Origin of the sequence: Blautia sp. Marseille-P2398 (assembly GCF_964240315.1) — a bacterium.
Taxonomy (GTDB): domain Bacteria; phylum Bacillota; class Clostridia; order Lachnospirales; family Lachnospiraceae; genus Blautia_A; species Blautia_A wexlerae.
Genome location: NZ_CAXSTD010000023.1, coordinates 17,534 through 35,913, shown reverse-complemented (window position 1 = coordinate 35,913; position 18,380 = coordinate 17,534). Strand labels below are relative to the sequence as shown.

The following is an 18,380-nucleotide window of genomic DNA, read 5'->3' as shown; positions in this document are numbered from 1 at the left end:
GTATCTCCGAAAATAGAATTTAATCCCGCATAAAATCAAGGTGTGTTAGAATGTAGAATTTACTTTTTCATTCAAGCGATCAGATCCGTATCTATTCCGGTGCGAAATTTGAGCTTGCAAAGGAAGCTCCTGCAGGAACTATCTGTGCAGTGACCGGCCTTTCCCAGACACATCCGGGACAGGGATTTGGGATTGAACGGGAATCTGAGATGCCGGTTCTGGAACCTGTATTAAATTACAGAATTCTGCTTCCTGAGGACTGTGATGTTCACCAGATGCTTAAGAAACTCAAAGAGTTGGAAGAGGAGGAACCGGAACTTCACATTGTATGGAACGAACAGCTTGGAGAAATCCATGCCATGCTGATGGGTGAGGTTCAGATTGAGATATTAAAGCATCTGATCTGGGAGCGTTTCCACGTAGCAGTAGAGTTTGGCACAGGAAATATCGTATATAAAGAAACAATCGCAGAGCCGGTAGAAGGTGTAGGCCATTTTGAACCGCTGCGTCATTATGCAGAAGTACACTTGCTTCTGGAACCCGGAGAACCGGGAAGCGGTCTGCAGTTTTTTACTGCATGCAGTGAGGATGTGCTGGACCGTAACTGGCAGCGTCTGATTCTGACTCATCTGGAAGAACGGGAGCACCCGGGAGTACTGACCGGTTCTCCGATTACGGATATGCAGATTACACTGATCACAGGGCGAGCTCATCTGAAACATACAGAGGGCGGCGATTTCCGGCAGGCGACGTACAGGGCTGTGCGTCAGGGATTAAAGAAAGCAAAGAGTGTCCTGCTTGAGCCATATTATGAGTTCAGACTTGAGATTCCGGGGGATATGATAGGGCGTGCTATGACTGACATTCAGAAAATGAATGGAACCTTCCAGCAGCCGGAAACGGATGAGGATGATATGATGGTATTGAAGGGGAGTGCACCTGTATCAATGATGCGAGATTATCAGACACAGGTAACCTCCTATACAAAGGGACGGGGCAGATTATTCTGTTCATTGAAGGGCTATGCCCCATGTCAGAATCAGGATGAAATTGTAGAGGAGATTGGATATGATTCCGAACGTGACCTGGACAATCCCACGGGTTCTGTATTCTGTGCTCATGGAGCTGGATTTGTGGTGTCATGGTATGAAGTAGAGGATTATATGCACTTAGAAGGGATTGACGAGTCTGAACTGGGGAATGCCATACCGGATAGTGAAGAAAGTATAGTAGGAAACAGGAACAGTAACAATCAGACAGATTCAGGTTATCGTCCACCCAGGAATGCCGGCGTAGGAAGCTATGAGGATGAAGAAGAGCTGAAAGCAATTTTTGAGCGCACATTCGGACCGGTCAAGCGTTACAAAGAACCACAGTTTAAGAGAACATTTTCTGCAAAATCTGACAGCGGCAGCTATTACCGCAACAGTTCTTCTGCTAAGAAGAAAGAAAAAGAATATCTCCTTGTAGATGGCTATAACATCATCTATGCCTGGGAAGATTTAAAAGAGCTGGCAGATGCAAACCTCCATGCAGCTCAGACAAAACTGATGGATATTCTGAGCAACTATCAGGGCTTTAAGAAATGTACGTTAATTCTTGTATTTGATGCTTACAAGATAGAGGGCCATGCAGAGGAAGTGATCACCTATCATAACATTCATGTAGTTTACACCAAAGAAGCTGAGACAGCGGATCAGTACATTGAGAAAACGGTTCATAAGATTGGCCGGGAAAATCAGGTAACGGTAGCAACATCCGATGGACTGGAGCAGATCATCATCATGGGACAGGGTGCCCACCGTATGTCTGCCAGAGGTCTTCGGGACGAAATAAAAGCTACAGAAAATCAGATCCGCCAGCAATGGCATGAGAAACGTCAGAGCAGTAAAAATTATCTGATCGACAATATTTCTGATGAAATGGCACAATATATGAAAGAGAAACGACTTGGAAAACAGTAAAAGGGAGATGCAGTCATGAAAGAAAAGCTTACACAGAAGGATGTTGAGAAAATCCAGCAGGAGATCGACCACCGCAAGCTGGTTGTGCGAAAAGAAGCAATCGAAGCTGTAAAAGAAGCAAGAGCCCAGGGGGATCTGAGTGAGAACTTTGAGTATTATGCGGCCAAGAAGCACAAAAACCAGAATGAAAGCCGCATCCGCTACCTTGAGAATATGCTGAAAACAGCAACCATTGTTTCTGATGATTCCAAAGACGATGAAGTTGGAATGGATGATATTGTAGAGGTATATTTCGAGGAAGACGATGAGATTGAGAAATACAAACTGGTTACTTCCATAAGAGGAAACTCCATGGAAAACCGCATCAGCATTGAATCTCCCATTGGTATGGCTCTGAAAGGTCACAAGGTTGGAGACAGAGTGGAAGTAAAGGTAAATGATAACTACAGTTATTTCCTGGAAATCCGTTCTATTGATAAGACTGGTTCCGAGGATGAAGAAATCCGCGGATTCTGATAATAATACTGTCGAAATACAGGATCCGGATTGACGAAAGAACTATTGTAAGAGATGAACACCGGTTAGTGTCATATCTCCTGCAATGGTTCTTTTTATTTTTATATCAAAAATACGGATGGATTTATGGGAACCTTACACAGAATGAATATGATGACTGGAAATTTTACATGAATTTAACATTCTCATGGGGATGATTTTACAAAGCATGGTTATGATGAGAAGCAAGTTAAATAACCATATACTTATGAAAAGGGAAAAGGAGAATAATCATGAATTTATTCAGTATATTAACATTGATCGGAGGCCTTGCATTATTTTTGTATGGTATGAATGCAATGGGAGATGGCCTTGCGAAGGTTTCCGGCGGAAAGCTGGAGAAGATTCTTGAAAATCTTACTTCAAATCCGATAAAAGCAGTGCTTTTGGGAGCAGGAGTAACAGCAGTGATCCAGTCATCTTCAGCTACGACTGTTATGGTAGTAGGTTTTGTAAATTCAGGGATCATGAAATTATCACAGGCAGTAGGAGTGATCATGGGTGCCAATATCGGTACTACGATCACCTCCTGGATCTTAAGCCTGACAGGAATACAGAGTGATAATTTTATTATTCAGATGTTTAAACCAACATCATTTTCCCCTGTGCTTGCGATCATTGGTGTGATCTTCATTCTGTTTATCAATGATTCAAAGAAAAAAGATATCGGAACAATTTTTATAGGTTTTGCAATCCTGATGTACGGTATGGATATGATGAGTTCTGCTGTAAAACCTCTTGCAGAAGTGCCGGAATTTACAAATCTGTTACTTAAATTCTCAAATCCGTTGTTAGGTGTTATAGCAGGTGCCCTTCTTACTGCAGTGATCCAGTCATCTTCTGCATCCGTAGGTATTCTGCAGGCCCTGTGTCTTACAGGTGCAGTACCGTTCAGTGCAGCAATCCCGATCATTATGGGACAGAACATCGGAACCTGTATTACTGCAATCCTTTCTGCAATCGGAGCCAAGAAGAATGCAAAACGTGCAGCAGCAGTACATCTGTATTTCAACCTGATTGGTACGGTTATCTTTATGACTGTATTCTATCTTATAAATGCAGTTGTTGGATTTTCTTTCTTCCATCAGGCAGCAACACCGGCAGGAATTGCTGTTATCCACAGTGTATTTAATGTTACTGCAACGATCATTCTCCTTCCTTTTGCAAAGGGACTGGAGAAACTTGCCTGTCTTACAATCCGGGACAAAAAAGAGGACGTTGTTGTTTCAGCAGAGGACAGAGAGTTTATGATCCTGGAGCCTCGTTTCCTGGAGAAACCGGCATTTGCAGTAGAGCAGAGCCGCAATGCAGCAAGAAAAATGGCAGAAGAATCCCACAATGCACTGTTTACAGCACTGAGTCTGGTGGATAAATACAGTGAAGAAGGCGTAGAACGTGTGGAAAACATGGAATCCAAGGTTGACCGCTATGAAGATGAACTGGGAACTTATCTGGTGAAGCTGAGCCACAAAGATATCTCAGAAGCAGATAGTCACAGCCTTTCCATTATGCTTCACTGTATCGGGGATTTTGAACGTATTTCCGACCATGCTGTAAATATTATGGAATCAGCACAGGAGCTTTATGAAAAAGGACTGAAATTTTCCGAAAATGCAAAGAAAGATCTGGAAGTGCTGGGACAGGCAGTAGAAGATATCGTAAATACGGCATATGAAGTTTTTGACAAACAGGATATGAAGCTTGCGGAGAAAATTGAACCACTGGAAGAAGTGATTGATGAACTTTCCAAAGAAGTAAAACGTCGTCATGTACAGAGACTGAGAAACGGTGAATGTACAATAGAGATGGGATTTATCCTTTCGGACATTACAACCTGTCTGGAACGTGTGGCAGACCATTGTTCCAATATTGGAGTCTGTGTGACGCAGGTGAATGAAGATCTGTATGATACTCACAGTCATCTGAATATCGTCAAGAGCCATCCGGACGAAACATTTTATCATGAACTGGAAGACGCACGAATCAAATATCAGCTTTCATAAAAATAAACAGGTAGATGACAAAATTCCATTGCCGCAGGCAATTTGGAATGAATTTTGGCAACGTTATTGAGAACGAAGTGAACAGTAACGGATGATGTTATCCGCATGATCAGGAAATCCGGGCACTCTGAAGTATCTGAGAGAGATATTTCAGAGAAAATGGCCGGATTTTTGCTTTAAAGAAATGAAGCAGATGCCGGATATTTACTTGTACAGGGATAAAAAAATAAGTATACTGAAAAAAGAAATACACTTGTGACGACAAAGCAGGTGATAAATAAAGGGGAGGCAAAGCAGAATGATCTATTGTGTAGAAGATGAGCGGAATATCAGGGAGCTTCTTATTTATACACTGGAAACAACAGGATTTAAAGCCAGGGGGTTTGGCAATGGCAATGAACTGATGAAAGCGCTGAAAGAAGAGATACCGGAGCTGATCCTGCTGGATATCATGCTTCCGGGAGATGATGGCTATACCATTCTGGAACAGCTGAAAAGTATGCCATCTGTAAAGGATGTGCCGGTAATTATGGTTACTGCAAAAGAAGCGGAATTTGACAAAGTAAAAGGTCTGGAAGGCGGAGCGGATGATTACATTACCAAGCCTTTCGGTATGATGGAATTTGTTGCCAGAGTAAAAGCAGTTCTCAGACGAAGTGCCCGTCAGAATGAAGACAAGGAACTGCATTACGACGAGCTTTATCTGAATGTAGGACGTCATGAGGTGCGTTACCGGGAAGAGAAGGTCGATCTTACCCGAAAAGAATTTGAACTTCTTCAGTATCTGCTGGAGAATAAAGGACTTGTTATGACAAGAAATCAGATTCTCTGCCATGTATGGGGATATGACTTTGACGGTGAAACCAGAACTGTGGATGTCCATGTGAGAACCCTGCGCCAGAAACTTGGCGAGGCAGGAAATCTGATCGAAACGGTCCGGGGTGTAGGATACAGGATCGGCGCATAACAGATAAAACCGACGAAAACAGGAGTGGAAAAATGAAGCATAAAATATTCAGTCACACCAGTTTACTTATTATTTTATCCGTAATACTTACATTCCTGGCAGCAGGAACTGTCATGTATAACAGATATGATATTTATATGAAACAGGGTGTCAGAGATGAAGCCGCATATATTAAAACAGGTCTGGAAGAAGACGGAGACGTTTTTCTCTCAGACAGGGTCGGAGACGCCACCAGCAGCAGGATCACTCTTCTGGGAAAAGATGGTCAGGTGTTGTTTGACAGTATTGAGAATCCGGAAGAAATGGAAAATCACAGTAACAGACCGGAATTTATTGAAGCTGAGAAGCAGGGATCCGGTGAGATGGTACGCTATTCAGACACCTTATCAAAACAGACGTTTTACTATGCTGTAAAATTAAAGGATGATCAGGTTCTGCGAGTAGCCAGGACTACAGACAGTCTTCTGGTAACAATGTTAACCAGCTTTCTTCTGCTTGGCGGACTGGTATGCGTGATCCTTGTAATTGAACTTTTTCTTGTGCAGAAACAGACCAGAAAGCTGATAGAGCCTATCAACCGGATTGATCTGGAACATCCTCTGGAGCATGTATGCTACGAAGAATTAAGGCCATTGCTTTTTCGTCTGGATCAGCAGAACAGACAGATTCAGAAACAGCTGGAAGATCTTAAGAATGCAGAGAGTGCAAGAAAAGAGTTTACGGCAAATGTTTCCCATGAATTGAAAACTCCTCTTATGTCAATCTCCGGATATGCGGAGCTTATGATGAATGGAATGGTACCGCCGGACAAGATGCAGGATTTTGCCGGCAGGATTTTTCATGAGTCCGAGCGTTTATCAAATCTGGTTGCAGATATCATTCAGCTTTCCAGACTGGATGAGAAGAACGGAGAAACTATGTTTGAACAGGTTGACATCGGAGAGCTTGGGGAAGATGTGATCAACAATCTGCAGAACAGGGCAGCAAAGAAAAAGATTAATCTGGAATATACAGGCGGACCTGCACAGATGCAGGGAGTACGCCATGTATTATATGAAATGTTCTACAATATTACAGATAATGCTATCCGCTATACCCCGGATGGTGGAGATGTAAAGGTTTTTGTGGGAAAACTCAATGGGAAACCGTACTTTCGTGTGGAAGATAACGGAATAGGAATTCCGGAGAGCGAACAGCAGAGAATCTTCGAGCGTTTTTACAGAGTGGACAAGAGCCATTCACGTGAAACCGGAGGTACAGGCCTGGGGCTTTCTATTGTAAAACATGGCGCAGTTTTGCATCATGCGAAGATTCTTCTGGACAGTGAGCCGGGTAAGGGAACGAAGATGGAAATCCTGTTTGATCAGACTAAGTAAAGCTCCTGTGAAGCAGTTATTCGGTGTAGTGAAGTGGATGATTTTGTCTGGTGTTGAAAAGAGAGTGGACAGTATCCGACATGGTTGTTAGAAATGTATAAATTTTGGGGATTGACAGACAAGTGATTATTGGAGAAAATAAAATCAGACAGTTATCCATGTAAAAGCAGGTACAATGGAGGGTATTTTCAGTATGGAAAAATGGAGAAGCATTGCAGCGGGTATGAGCTGTTTGTCAATGCTGTTCGCAACAGGAGCGGTTACTGTATCAGCATCAGATGAAATCACAGAAATTCCGGAACAGAGTATTGTATACTGGTCCATGTGGGAAGAAGATGAACCACAGGCAGATGTGATCAGAGAAGCAGCAGAAGCTTATGAAGAAGCAACAGGTATTTTTGTAGAGATTCAGTGGAAGGGCAGAGGAATCCGGTCTCTGATAGAACCTGCCCTGGATGCCGGAGAACAGATTGACCTTTTTGATGATGATTATCAGAGGATGGCTCAGGAACACAGGGATTATCTGGCAGAATTAAAAGGAATGGCAGATACTGTGGATTATGAGAAGCATATTATGCCGGTACTGTTGGAGCAGGTGAAGAACTGGGGAAATGGAGAACTGCTTGCAATGCCGTATCAGCCTTATATCACAGGCGTCTGGTATAATAAGGATTTATGGGAAGAGGCTGGACTTACAGAACAGGATATCCCGGATACCTGGGAGAAACTGATCAGAGTATGCCGTAAGATTAAAAACAGTGACAGTGGCCTTAGTGCCATGACCTGCGATGAAGAGTATGTGAATCTTCTGTATGGATATCAGCTTGCCAGATACCTTGGACAGGAGAAAGTGCAGCAGCTGATCCGTAACTGTACCTGGTCACAGATTCCACAGGCAAAAGAGGCGGCAGATGATATCAGAATTTTGTTTTTTGCGGGATATATGAGTCAGAGTGCACCGGCACAGCATCCGGAAGGTCAGGATGAAGTGGGAGATGGCGAGGCAGTCATGGTGCTGCAGGGCTCCTGGGTTCCGAATGAAGTGACAGAAGCTACAGAATCTGATGATTCCTGGGGATTTTTTCCATGGCCTGCAGTAAAGGCAGGAACAGACGGCACAGAAGGTGTTATGGTGGGAGCACAGGGATTTGGAGTCACGAAGGATTCGCAGATGAAACAGGAAGCTTTTGATTTTGCATATTCCATCTGTACCGGGGAAACAGATATGAAAATGACAGATGCGGTTAATTCCATCCCGGCAGATACGGACAATACACAATGGCCGGAAGTGCTGGCAGATGCAGTACCGTATATGAAAGAGATGTCAAAGCCGTACATGTGGGCCGCAGGTCTGGAGGCAGATCCGGATTATAAAGAACAGATACAAAGCGAACTTCTGAAGCTTACAAGATTAGAAGAAACATCGGATGAATTTATAGAGAATCTCAGCAATATGAAATAAGAAAAAGGCTGTTCAACATTATGAAAATATTGGTCTGGTATTACTGGCGCTCTCGTTCTGAGAGCGCCTTTATTGATGTGATATATTCTGTGGGTGTCATTCCGGAAATTTTTTTAAACTGTCTGGAAAAGTAATGGATGGAAGAGTATCCCAGAAATTCCGAAATCTGTGTGAAGTTCATCTGGTTCTCGCGGATCAGCTGTCTGGCATAGGCGATCTTTAACCGGGAAAAGAAATCCATGGCGCCGCACTGATGTTGTTCCTGAAATATTTTCTGAAGCTGGGAGCGTCCGATCATATTGTCATGGCACAGATCGCAGAGTGTAATATTTTCCCGGATGTGGTCTTCCATATAAGCAATGACACGCTTATAGACAGCGGAATTATTTTTCAGATTCACAAATTGGCTGACAGGTACAGTCATGGGAGGAGAAGAATTTCTCCGAATCATGTAGATCAGCATCTGCTCAAGGTAAATGCGGATAAGTTGCTGAGAACCAAACAAAAAATCTTCTTTCTTTTCCATCTTTTCTGTATAAGGATCATCCAGAGGGGTTTTGATACAGCGGCGTGCCTCGGCAATTAGCATTCCCATGAGATTTCTCTCAGAATCAGAAAGTTTCAGCAATTTTTTCTCAAAGAATTTCATACATGGAGAATCGCATTCAAAAGAAACTACCACAATATTAGGTGCGGTATTTCCTATGGCAATAAGGTTATGAAATTCATTTGGTCTGTGAAAGATGAGCTGTCCGCTTGTCAGATGGTAGATACCGTTATCTGTCTCTATTTCTGCCTTTCCCTTATCTACACATTGAAATTCCCAGAAATTATGGCGTTCTCCTGCAAAGTGAAAATCGCTTTTGTATTCAAAATAGTGGATTGTATAAATCCGGTCAATATGAATATCTTCTTCCAGATACATACTCTCAAAAGCCATTACTGCCACCTCCCTCAGCCCGTCCGAAAACTGCAATATGGTTGTTGTGTACAAGTATACAACAAAAACAGATGAAAAACCAGTTAAAAATGAATTTTTGTACAAAAGAAATGGACGTTTGTGCAAATACTATTTGTGCAAAAATGATAAAATAAGAACTACCAAAAGAAATAATTGTTGAAATTCAACAAAAGAGCGAAAAGAGAGAAAAGAGAGAAAAAAGAAGACAAAATGTCAAAACTGACCAAGGAGGAAAAAAGGTTATGGGTATGAAGAAAAAGATGCTTAGTGCAACATTATGTGCGGTTATGGTTGGTTCACTTGCGGCACCGGCTTTCACTGTTCAGGCAGCAGATGATACATTAGTTTACTGGTCAATGTGGGAAGCTACAGAGCCACAGGGACAGGTGATTCAGGAAGCAGTTGACGCTTATACAGAACAGACAGGGGTTAAGGTAGACCTTCAGTTTAAAGGACGTACCGGAAACCGTGAAGCACTTCAGCCTGCACTGGACGGCGGCACACAGATTGATATTTTTGACGAAGATATCGACCGTGTAAACGGAATGTACGGTAAATATCTTCTGGATCTGGAAGACCTTGCGAAAGAGAATGACTATGAAGCAACTGCAAATGCAGGTCTGATGGCAGCATGCCGTGATGCCGGCGGCGGTACATTAAAAACAATTCCATATCAGCCAAACGTATTTGCTTTCTTCTATAACAAAGATCTGTTTGAGCAGGCAGGAATCACAGAAGAACCGAAGACATGGGATGAATTCAAAGATGTATGCCAGAAATTAAAAGATGCAGGAATCACACCAATGACTATGGATGATGCCTATGCAACATGTGTGATCGGATATCATCTTGCAAGACTGGTTGGCGAAGATAAAGTAAAAGAGATCGTAACTGAAGGTGAATGGGATGATCCTGCAGTTCTTCAGATGGCACAGGATATCGAAGAACTTGCATCTAACGGATATTATTCAGAGATGGTTGGTTCCAACGTATGGCCTGCAGGTCAGAACACAGAGCTTGCACTTGGAACAGCTGCAATGTATCTGAATGGCTCCTGGTTACCAAACGAAGTAAAAGAGATGGCAGGTCCTGACTTCCACTGGGGATGCTTCGCATATCCGGCACTTACAGACGGAGCAAACGGAATCGAAACAAACAACTTTGGTGCACAGGTATTTGGTATTAACAAAGATACAAAACTTGCAAAAGAAGCTTTTGATTTGATCACATTCCTTACAAAAGGTGAATACGACCAGAAACTTGCAGATGAAACTGTAGGTATCCCGGCTGATACAACAAACACAGAATGGCCGGCAATGGTTGAGTGTGCAAAACCTGTTATTGAGCAGAGCACAAACCGTTTCACATGGGCATGCGGTGTAGAATCCAACGTAGATATGACTCCGGTTATCAAAGAAAACTTTATCAAATTAATGGCAGGTTCCATTACAGCAGATGAATTTGTTTCCACTATGCAGGACGCAGCGAAATAAATAAAGAATTTATAGAGATGGTGGCATCGTATCTACGCTGCCGCCATCTGTCTTTTTGAATATCCAGGTTTCAAAGGCAAAAAGTCGTTCGTGCTTGCACGATAAGACTTTTAGACTTGGAAACCGCCAGACATGAGGAAGTAGCGATTTACGAAGTAAATCAGCGGATTCCGAATGGCTGGAGGATTGCGGGAGCGAAGCGTAGCAATCCGTAGATATGGTATAACTTACAGAGGAGGTATTTATTTGAAGAAGAATAAAACGATGATCGTTGTATTTCTGACTCCGGCAGTTCTGCTGTTTCTGGGAATCTTTCTTTATCCAATCATCAGAACAGTGATCATGAGCTTTTTCAAGATCGACGGAGTTACAGATTCCATGGATTTATGGAAATTTGTAGGATTTGGCAACTATACAAAGCTGATGAGTACCAGCTTATTTAAGACTTCATTTTTTAACCTGTTTCGTATCTGGCTGATCGGCGGTCTGGTGGTAATGAGCCTGTCTCTTTTATTTGCAGTTATTCTTACCAGTGGAATCAGAGGAAAGAAATTTTTCCGCGCGATCATTTATATGCCAAATATTGTCAGTGCAGTAGCGCTTGCTACTATGTGGCTGCAGTATGTATACAGCCCAAGATATGGCTTGCTGAAAGATCTTTTTACAGCACTGCATCTGGACAATCTGGCAAAGATCCAGTTTCTGGATAATGACCACAAATTCTGGGCACTGTTGTTTGCATATTGTTTCGGCATGGTTGGATACCATATGCTGATCTGGCTCAGCGGTATTGAGCGTATCAGTCCCGAATATTATGAGGCGGCAACCATTGACGGAGCGACCAAACCGGCACAGTTCCGTTACATGACACTTCCATTGTTAAAGGGAGTATTTAAGACAAACATTACCATGTGGTCTGTAAGCAGTGTAGGCTTTTTTGTATGGTCACAGCTTTTCTCCACAGTAACTGCAGACACACAGACAATTACCCCTTATGTTTATATGTATATGCAGATTTTTGGCGGCGGCAATACAGTTACAGAACGAAATGCAGGTCTGGGAGCTGCCATTGGTGTACTGCTCAGTGTCTGCGTAGTCATTGTATTTACAATCTGTAACAGAGTGATCAAAGATGATGATCTGGAATTCTAAGGAGGGATGAGAAATGGCAAAAGAAAAAGAGGCACGCAGACCCTTTAATCTGAAAAAAGAAGTCAAACTCCTGCCGGGATACATCATTCTGCTGCTCTGGGTAATCTTTACCATTGCGCTTCTGGGATGGGTATTCGGGGCAAGTTTTTCAACAACAGCAGAAATCTTCCAGGGAAAAGCCCTGAAGTTTGAGTCCGGGTTACATTTTGAAAACTATGCAAAAGCATGGAACGGTGCCGGAGTTGCAGGATTCTTCGGAAACTCTCTGATTTATTCAGTAATTTCCTGCACAATACTGATTCTGGTGTGTGCACCTGCAGCTTATGTACTGTCCAGATTTGATTTTATTGCAAACAAATTTATCCAGACCAGCTTCGTATCTGCCATGGGTGTTCCGGCAATCATGGTTGTTCTTCCCCTTTTCAGCATTATTTCCGGTATGGGAATCCTGAATAATGTGGCTGCAGGAAGAACTGTACTGATCATATTGTATGTAGGAATTAATGTACCTTATACGACCATTTTCCTGCTTACATTTTTCAGCAATATTTCCAGGACCTATGAGGAAGCGGCAGCAATCGACGGATGCCCTCCCATGCGTACTTTCTGGAAAATCATGTTTCCCATGGCACAGTCAGGAATCGTAACAGTAACAATCTTTAACTTTATTAATATTTGGAACGAGTATTTCCTGTCACTGATCTTCGCAAGCTCGGATAAGCTGAAACCTGTTGCACCCGGACTTTATGGAATGATCAACTCCATGAAATATACAGGTGACTGGGCCGGAATGTTTGCAGCAGTGATCATTGTATTCCTGCCGACATTTATTCTGTATATTTTCCTGTCTGAGAAGATCATCGGTGGTGTCACCGGTGGTATTAAAGGATAATATTAGAGGACAGCAGGACAATAACAATTGTTTGCGATGTTACTGTTCACACACCACTATCCCGCGAGGTGTTTTGGCATGAATATGCCAAAATCCCGAGACATACAAGCCAAAATTCCATTGCCGCAGGCAATCTGGAATGAATTTTGGCTACGTTACTGTGAACGGAGTGAACAGTAACGTTTGCGCTTGTGAAAGGTATTATGTAACACGTTTTGACCTCGAAATCATAGTATGATAAGATGAATGTAAAAAGTTACCAGGTAATCTGAGAGTAACGAAAAACATTTAAAGAAAAGAGGAAAAAAATTATGAAGAAACCAGTATTAGTAGTTATGGCAGCAGGTATGGGAAGCCGTTACGGCGGTCTGAAACAGATCGATCCGGTGGATAAAGAGGGACACATCATCATGGATTTCTCCATTTATGATGCAGTACAGGCCGGATTCCAAAAAGTAGTATTTATTATCAAAAAAGAAAATGAAGCAGACTTCAGAAGCGCCATCGGTGATCGCCTCAGCAATCAGCTGGAAGTATCATATGTTTTCCAGGATCTTCACAATATTCCGGAAGGCTATGAAGTACCGGAAGGACGTGTGAAACCATGGGGAACCGGACATGCCGTATTAAGCTGTATCAATGAAATCGACGGACCATTCGTTGTAATCAATGCAGATGACTATTATGGAAGCCATGCATTTAAGATGGCATATGATTTCCTGACAGAGAACGAAGATACCGCAGATACTTACAGATATATGATGGTCGGCTATAAACTGGAAAATACTTTGACAGAGAATGGCCATGTGGCAAGAGGTGTGTGCGTGACAGACGAAGAAGGACATCTTCTTAAGATCAACGAGCGTACCCATATCGAAAAGCATGACGGCGGCACAGCTTATACAGAAGACGATGGAAAAACATGGACCATGCTTCCGGAAGGCAGTACAGTATCCATGAATATGTGGGGATTTTCCGCAAGTATCCTGAAAGAGCTGAAAGACAGATTCCCTAAATTCCTGGATGAGAATCTGAAAGTAAACCCGCTGAAATGCGAATATTTCCTGCCATTTGTAGTAGATGAACTTCTCGGTGAGAAGAGAGCAACTGTAAAAGTTCTGAAATCTATGGATAAATGGTATGGTGTAACCTATAAAGAAGATAAACCTGTGGTAGTAGCTGCCATTCAGAATTTAAAAGATGGAGGGCTGTATCCACAGAAATTATGGGAGGAATAATTGAGTGGAAATTAACCGGGAAATAAAGAATATCACCAGTGCATTTGTTCTGGAAGATAATCTGACAGAATGTATTCCTTATGGAAGCGGACATATCAATGACACTTACCGCCTGACTTATGATACAGGCAAACATTATATTCTTCAGAAAATGAACAGGAGTATTTTTACCAAACCTGTGGAACTGATGGAGAATGTCAGCGGTGTTACTGCCTGGCTGAAGAAAAAGATCCAGGAAAACGGTGGAGATGTGGAGAGAGAGACTCTGAATCTTGTGATGACAAAGGATGGACTTCCTTATTATGTAGATGAGGACGGAGAATACTGGAGAGTATATTTATTCATTGAAAATGCAACATGCTATGATATGGTAAAAGATGAGGAAGATTTTTACCAGAGTGCAGTTGCTTTCGGGCATTTCCAGAGGTTGCTTGCAGACTATCCGGCAGAAACGCTTCATGAGACCATCGTAAATTTTCATAATACGGTGGACAGGCTGGATAAGTTTAAAACTGCTGTGGAAAAAGATATATGTCACAGAGCAGCAGATGTGGAAAAAGAGATTCAGTTTGTTCTGGACCGCACAGAACTGGCACATGTTCTGTGCGATATGCAGGATCAGGGAAAGCTGCCGTTGCGTGTTACACATAATGATACCAAGCTGAATAACATTATGATTGATAATGCAACGGGAAAAGCCATCTGTGTGATTGACCTTGATACCGTAATGCCGGGACTTTCCGTAAATGATTTCGGCGATTCTATCCGTTTTGGCGCAAGTACCGGAGCAGAGGATGAGAAAGATCTGACGAAGGTGTCCTGTGATCTTCATCTGTATGAAGTTTATGTCAAAGGCTTCATTGAAGGCTGTGGCGGTGCGCTGACTGAGACAGAACTGGATATGCTTCCCATGGGAGCAATCCTTATGACCTTTGAATGTGGAATGCGTTTCCTCACAGACTATCTGGAGGGAGATCATTATTTCAAGATTCACAGGGAGGGACATAATCTGGATCGCTGCAGAACACAGTTTAAACTGGTGAAAGACATGGAAGAAAAACTTTCCCGGATGAAAGAGATTGTAAATAAGTATAAACAGGTATAAAAAAACGTACATGTCCATAAAGACTTGTATTTATGAACTGATTCGGATAGAATTATCCTGCGGGGATATGAGAGAAATCATATTTTCGCAGGATTTTCTACAATACATGATGTGCCAGGCAACGGTATTTTACAGTTCTGAATATAGGGTGCTGTAAAATACAGAGGTAAATTTTGCAGATGTGAAACAGGATATCCGCAGAATTTTATAGATTACACTCAGAATTATCAAGGATATTTCTGATGCTGTGAACTAATATAGGTATTGTTGAAAGAGAAAAAAACAGAAATTGCAAAAAACAGGTATTGTAGCAGGAAGACAGGTTAGGAGGAATTATTATGGCAATTTTAGTTACAGGTGGAGCAGGCTATATTGGAAGCCATACAGTTGTAGAATTGCAGAATGCAGGATATGATGTTGTAGTTCTGGATAACTTAAGCAATGCAAGTGAGAAATCTCTGGAAAGAGTTTCCAAGATCACAGGCAAACCAGTGAAATTCTACAAAGCAGACATCCTGGACCGCGATGCTTTAAATGAAATTTTTGATAAAGAAGATATTGATTCCTGTATTCATTTCGCAGGTCTGAAAGCAGTAGGGGAATCTGTTGCCAAACCTTGGGAATATTACGAAAATAACATTGCAGGAACCTTAACACTGGTAGATGTTATGAGAAAACATAATGTAAAGAACATTATCTTCTCTTCATCTGCAACTGTATACGGAGATCCGGCAATCATCCCGATCACAGAAGAGTGCCCGAAAGGACAGTGCACAAACCCATACGGATGGACAAAATCCATGCTTGAGCAGATCCTGACAGACATTCAGAAAGCAGATCCGGAATGGAACGTAGTTCTTCTCCGTTACTTTAATCCGATCGGTGCTCACAAGAGCGGAACCATCGGAGAGAATCCAAACGGAATCCCGAACAACCTGATGCCATATATCACACAGGTTGCAGTAGGTAAACTGAAAGAACTTGGGGTATTCGGAAATGATTATGATACTCCGGACGGAACTGGTGTGAGAGATTACATTCACGTAGTTGACCTTGCAAAAGGACATGTAAAAGCTCTTAAGAAAATCGAAGATAATTCCGGATTAAGTATCTACAACCTTGGTACAGGAAAAGGCTACAGTGTTCTTGATATTGTGAAGAATTTTGAAGCTGCTACAGGTGTTAAAATTCCATATGTGATCAAGCCACGTCGTCCAGGCGATATCGCAACCTGCTATTCCGATGCTTCCAAAGCAGAGAGAGAACTGGGATGGAAAGCCGAAAACGGTATTAAAGAAATGTGTGCAGACTCCTGGAGATGGCAGTCCAATAACCCGAATGGTTATGAAGAATAATTAATTAAATCAACTGAATGCAGGTGCATTTAGCAACTTACCTGCGGAAAATCAATATCCCCCACACATGGAAGGAATGTTCATGCGTGGGGGATGTTTTAATGTAGGATTGGCGATGTGATTTTTTTCGGCTATAATAGATAAAAGAAAGGAGAGGACGCATATGAAAGTAGCAGCAATTCAGATGCCCACAGTAAAAGATAAAATACAAAATATCCGTACTGTCGGCACTTATATAGAAAAAATAAAGGCGGAAAATCCGGACTTTGTAATTCTTCCGGAGATGTTCTGCTGTCCGTATCAGACCGAAAATTTTCCAGTTTATGCAGAAAAAGAAGGTGGTCCATCCTGGCAGGCAATGTCTGATTATGCCAGAAAGTATCATATTTATCTGATCGCAGGTTCCATGCCGGAAGCAGATGATGTGGGAAAGGTTTACAACACTTCTTATATTTTTGACAGAGATGGAAAACAGATTGGTAAGCACAGAAAAGCTCATCTCTTTGATATCAATGTAAAAAATGGCCAGTACTTCAAGGAATCCGATACTCTGACTTCGGGAGATCATGCCACAGTATTTAATACTGAATTTGGGAAAATGGGTGTCATGATCTGCTACGACATCCGCTTCCCGGAGTTTGTCCGCACAATGGCACTGGACGGTGCAAGGATGATTTTCGTCCCTGCAGCATTTAATATGACCACAGGTCCGGCACACTGGGAACTGACTTTTCGTGCAAGAGCCCTTGACAATCAGATATATATGCTTGGATGTGCTCCTGCCAGAGATACACAGGCAGGATATATTTCCTGGGGACATTCTATTGTAACAGATCCATGGGGAAAGGTTATGAAACAGTTGGATGAGAAAGAGGGCATTTTAATAGAAGAAATAGATTTGGACCGGGAAGACCAGATCAGAGAGCAGCTTCCATTATTAAAACACCGCAAATCTGAAATGTACCATTTATAGGAGAACACATTTTTTTCGCAGACTGACCATAGATCAAACATATTTATTAGATATAGTAATACCATTAACAAAAACAAAAGAAACAGAGAAAATTCAAAATAGAAAGAACAGAGAGGCATATGGAAATGACAGAAACAACAAAGAGAACAACAAAAGTATGGGCACACAGGGGTGCCAGCGGATACAGACCGGAGAACACTCTGGAAGCATTTGAACTTGCCATCAGACAGGGCGCAGACGGAATCGAACTGGATGTACATACTTCCGCAGACGGCGAACTCATCGTTATGCACGACGAAAACGTAGACCGCGTCACAGACGGAACCGGACTGATCAAAGATATGACACTGGCTCAATTGAAAGAATTAAAAGTCAGTACACCCGCAGAACCATCGGGAATTTATCACATTCCAACTCTGGCAGAAGTACTGGAGCTCATGCGCACCACAGATATGATGGTAAACATCGAACTAAAGAACAGCATCTGCTTCTATCCGGGAATGGAAGGGAAAATCCTGAAACTGGTAAAAGAAATGAACATGGAAGACCAGCTGATCTATTCCTCCTTTAACCATTACAGCCTGTTACAGTTAAAACAGCTGAATGACCATGTACAGACCGGAATCCTTTTCAGTGACGGATGGGTAAATCCAGCCATGTACGCCAAAAATCTCGGAATCAACGCCGTACACCCTGCAGTTTATCACCTGAAATACCCACAGTTCATAGAAGAAGTCAAACGTGCCGGACTGAAAATGCACGTATGGACTGCCAACAAACCAGAACACATCCAGCTGGTAAAAGACGCAGGTGCAGAAGCAGTCATTACCAATTATCCGGACAGAGCGATTGAGATTATAGAGAAATAAAAAATTCCTGCCTGT

At 42.3% G+C, this 18,380-nt stretch carries 15 protein-coding genes; 14 read left to right on the top strand and 1 reads right to left on the bottom strand.

The genetic code is table 11. The features are described from left to right. The first annotated feature begins 149 nt into the window (after nucleotides 1–149). The 6 genes from ACESZG_RS18095 to ACESZG_RS18070 all read left to right on the top strand — a co-directional run bounded on the left by ACESZG_RS18095 (nucleotide 150) and on the right by ACESZG_RS18070 (nucleotide 8,327). Entirely contained in the window at nucleotides 150–1,964 is a 1,815-nt protein-coding gene (locus tag ACESZG_RS18095) for an NYN domain-containing protein (protein WP_373218886.1), read from the top strand. A gap of 15 nt (nucleotides 1,965–1,979) precedes the next feature. Beyond that, nucleotides 1,980–2,480: a transcription elongation factor GreA gene (gene greA, locus ACESZG_RS18090; protein ID WP_008705914.1), complete on the top strand. Its 501-nt coding sequence runs from the start codon at nucleotides 1,980–1,982 to the stop codon at nucleotides 2,478–2,480. A gap of 272 nt (nucleotides 2,481–2,752) precedes the next feature. Further along, nucleotides 2,753–4,522 carry a Na/Pi cotransporter family protein gene (locus tag ACESZG_RS18085; protein ID WP_368211039.1) on the top strand — a complete coding sequence of 590 codons (1,770 nt, stop codon included), beginning with the start codon at nucleotides 2,753–2,755 and terminating at the stop codon, nucleotides 4,520–4,522. Between the two features lie 298 nt (nucleotides 4,523–4,820). Continuing rightward, a complete protein-coding gene (locus tag ACESZG_RS18080) occupies nucleotides 4,821–5,489 on the top strand; it encodes a response regulator transcription factor (protein ID WP_008705911.1) in 669 nt (222 codons plus the stop codon). A gap of 32 nt (nucleotides 5,490–5,521) precedes the next feature. After that, nucleotides 5,522–6,865 carry an ATP-binding protein gene (locus ACESZG_RS18075; protein WP_368199686.1) on the top strand — a complete coding sequence of 448 codons (1,344 nt, stop codon included), beginning with the start codon at nucleotides 5,522–5,524 and terminating at the stop codon, nucleotides 6,863–6,865. Nucleotides 6,866–7,058: 193 nt separating this feature from the next. Continuing rightward, nucleotides 7,059–8,327, top strand: a complete 1,269-nt coding sequence (locus ACESZG_RS18070; RefSeq protein WP_368211040.1) for an ABC transporter substrate-binding protein — start codon at nucleotides 7,059–7,061, stop codon at nucleotides 8,325–8,327. 40 nt (nucleotides 8,328–8,367) lie between these two features. On the opposite strand, the gene ACESZG_RS18065 is transcribed toward ACESZG_RS18070, so the two are convergent. Beyond that, nucleotides 8,368–9,267 carry a helix-turn-helix domain-containing protein gene (locus ACESZG_RS18065; protein ID WP_020993456.1) on the bottom strand — a complete coding sequence of 300 codons (900 nt, stop codon included), beginning with the start codon at nucleotides 9,265–9,267 and terminating at the stop codon, nucleotides 8,368–8,370. Between the two features lie 269 nt (nucleotides 9,268–9,536). On the opposite strand from ACESZG_RS18065, the gene ACESZG_RS18060 reads away from it, so the two are divergent. The 8 genes from ACESZG_RS18060 (at nucleotide 9,537) to ACESZG_RS18025 (ending at nucleotide 18,365) form a co-directional block, all read left to right on the top strand. Beyond that, entirely contained in the window at nucleotides 9,537–10,781 is a 1,245-nt protein-coding gene (locus tag ACESZG_RS18060) for an ABC transporter substrate-binding protein (RefSeq protein ID WP_025580678.1), read from the top strand. Nucleotides 10,782–11,027: 246 nt separating this feature from the next. Continuing rightward, entirely contained in the window at nucleotides 11,028–11,933 is a 906-nt protein-coding gene (locus ACESZG_RS18055; protein ID WP_025580677.1) for a carbohydrate ABC transporter permease, read from the top strand. Between the two features lie 13 nt (nucleotides 11,934–11,946). After that, nucleotides 11,947–12,825 carry a carbohydrate ABC transporter permease gene (locus tag ACESZG_RS18050; protein ID WP_019160841.1) on the top strand — a complete coding sequence of 293 codons (879 nt, stop codon included), beginning with the start codon at nucleotides 11,947–11,949 and terminating at the stop codon, nucleotides 12,823–12,825. 311 nt (nucleotides 12,826–13,136) lie between these two features. Continuing rightward, on the top strand, nucleotides 13,137–14,063 hold the full coding sequence (locus tag ACESZG_RS18045) for a sugar phosphate nucleotidyltransferase (RefSeq protein ID WP_022380562.1): 927 nt from the start codon (nucleotides 13,137–13,139) through the stop codon (nucleotides 14,061–14,063). A gap of 4 nt (nucleotides 14,064–14,067) precedes the next feature. Beyond that, complete coding sequence (locus tag ACESZG_RS18040; protein ID WP_025580180.1) at nucleotides 14,068–15,168, top strand: aminoglycoside phosphotransferase family protein; 1,101 nt, start codon at nucleotides 14,068–14,070, stop codon at nucleotides 15,166–15,168. 338 nt (nucleotides 15,169–15,506) lie between these two features. Then, nucleotides 15,507–16,523, top strand: a complete 1,017-nt coding sequence (galE, locus tag ACESZG_RS18035) for a UDP-glucose 4-epimerase GalE (RefSeq protein WP_022380560.1) — start codon at nucleotides 15,507–15,509, stop codon at nucleotides 16,521–16,523. 163 nt (nucleotides 16,524–16,686) lie between these two features. Further along, complete coding sequence (locus ACESZG_RS18030) at nucleotides 16,687–17,496, top strand: carbon-nitrogen hydrolase family protein (RefSeq protein WP_368211138.1); 810 nt, start codon at nucleotides 16,687–16,689, stop codon at nucleotides 17,494–17,496. A gap of 119 nt (nucleotides 17,497–17,615) precedes the next feature. Beyond that, nucleotides 17,616–18,365: a glycerophosphodiester phosphodiesterase gene (locus ACESZG_RS18025; RefSeq protein ID WP_081703284.1), complete on the top strand. Its 750-nt coding sequence runs from the start codon at nucleotides 17,616–17,618 to the stop codon at nucleotides 18,363–18,365. The last annotated feature ends 15 nt before the right edge of the window (nucleotides 18,366–18,380 follow it).

Excerpts from the sequence above, each read along its gene's own strand:
- ACESZG_RS18080 (WP_008705911.1), top strand. The coding sequence starts at position 4,821 with ATGATCTATTGTGTAGAAGATGAGCGGAATATCAGGGAGCTTCTTATT.
- ACESZG_RS18085 (WP_368211039.1), top strand. The coding sequence starts at position 2,753 with ATGAATTTATTCAGTATATTAACATTGATCGGAGGCCTTGCATTATTT.
- ACESZG_RS18070 (WP_368211040.1), top strand. The coding sequence starts at position 7,059 with ATGGAAAAATGGAGAAGCATTGCAGCGGGTATGAGCTGTTTGTCAATG.
- ACESZG_RS18025 (WP_081703284.1), top strand. The coding sequence starts at position 17,616 with ATGGAAATGACAGAAACAACAAAGAGAACAACAAAAGTATGGGCACAC.
- ACESZG_RS18045 (WP_022380562.1), top strand. The coding sequence starts at position 13,137 with ATGAAGAAACCAGTATTAGTAGTTATGGCAGCAGGTATGGGAAGCCGT.
- ACESZG_RS18060 (WP_025580678.1), top strand. The coding sequence starts at position 9,537 with ATGAAGAAAAAGATGCTTAGTGCAACATTATGTGCGGTTATGGTTGGT.
- ACESZG_RS18065 (WP_020993456.1), bottom strand. The coding sequence starts at position 9,267 with ATGGCTTTTGAGAGTATGTATCTGGAAGAAGATATTCATATTGACCGG.
- galE (WP_022380560.1), top strand. The coding sequence starts at position 15,507 with ATGGCAATTTTAGTTACAGGTGGAGCAGGCTATATTGGAAGCCATACA.
- ACESZG_RS18050 (WP_019160841.1), top strand. The coding sequence starts at position 11,947 with ATGGCAAAAGAAAAAGAGGCACGCAGACCCTTTAATCTGAAAAAAGAA.
- greA (WP_008705914.1), top strand. The coding sequence starts at position 1,980 with ATGAAAGAAAAGCTTACACAGAAGGATGTTGAGAAAATCCAGCAGGAG.
- ACESZG_RS18030 (WP_368211138.1), top strand. The coding sequence starts at position 16,687 with ATGAAAGTAGCAGCAATTCAGATGCCCACAGTAAAAGATAAAATACAA.
- ACESZG_RS18075 (WP_368199686.1), top strand. The coding sequence starts at position 5,522 with ATGAAGCATAAAATATTCAGTCACACCAGTTTACTTATTATTTTATCC.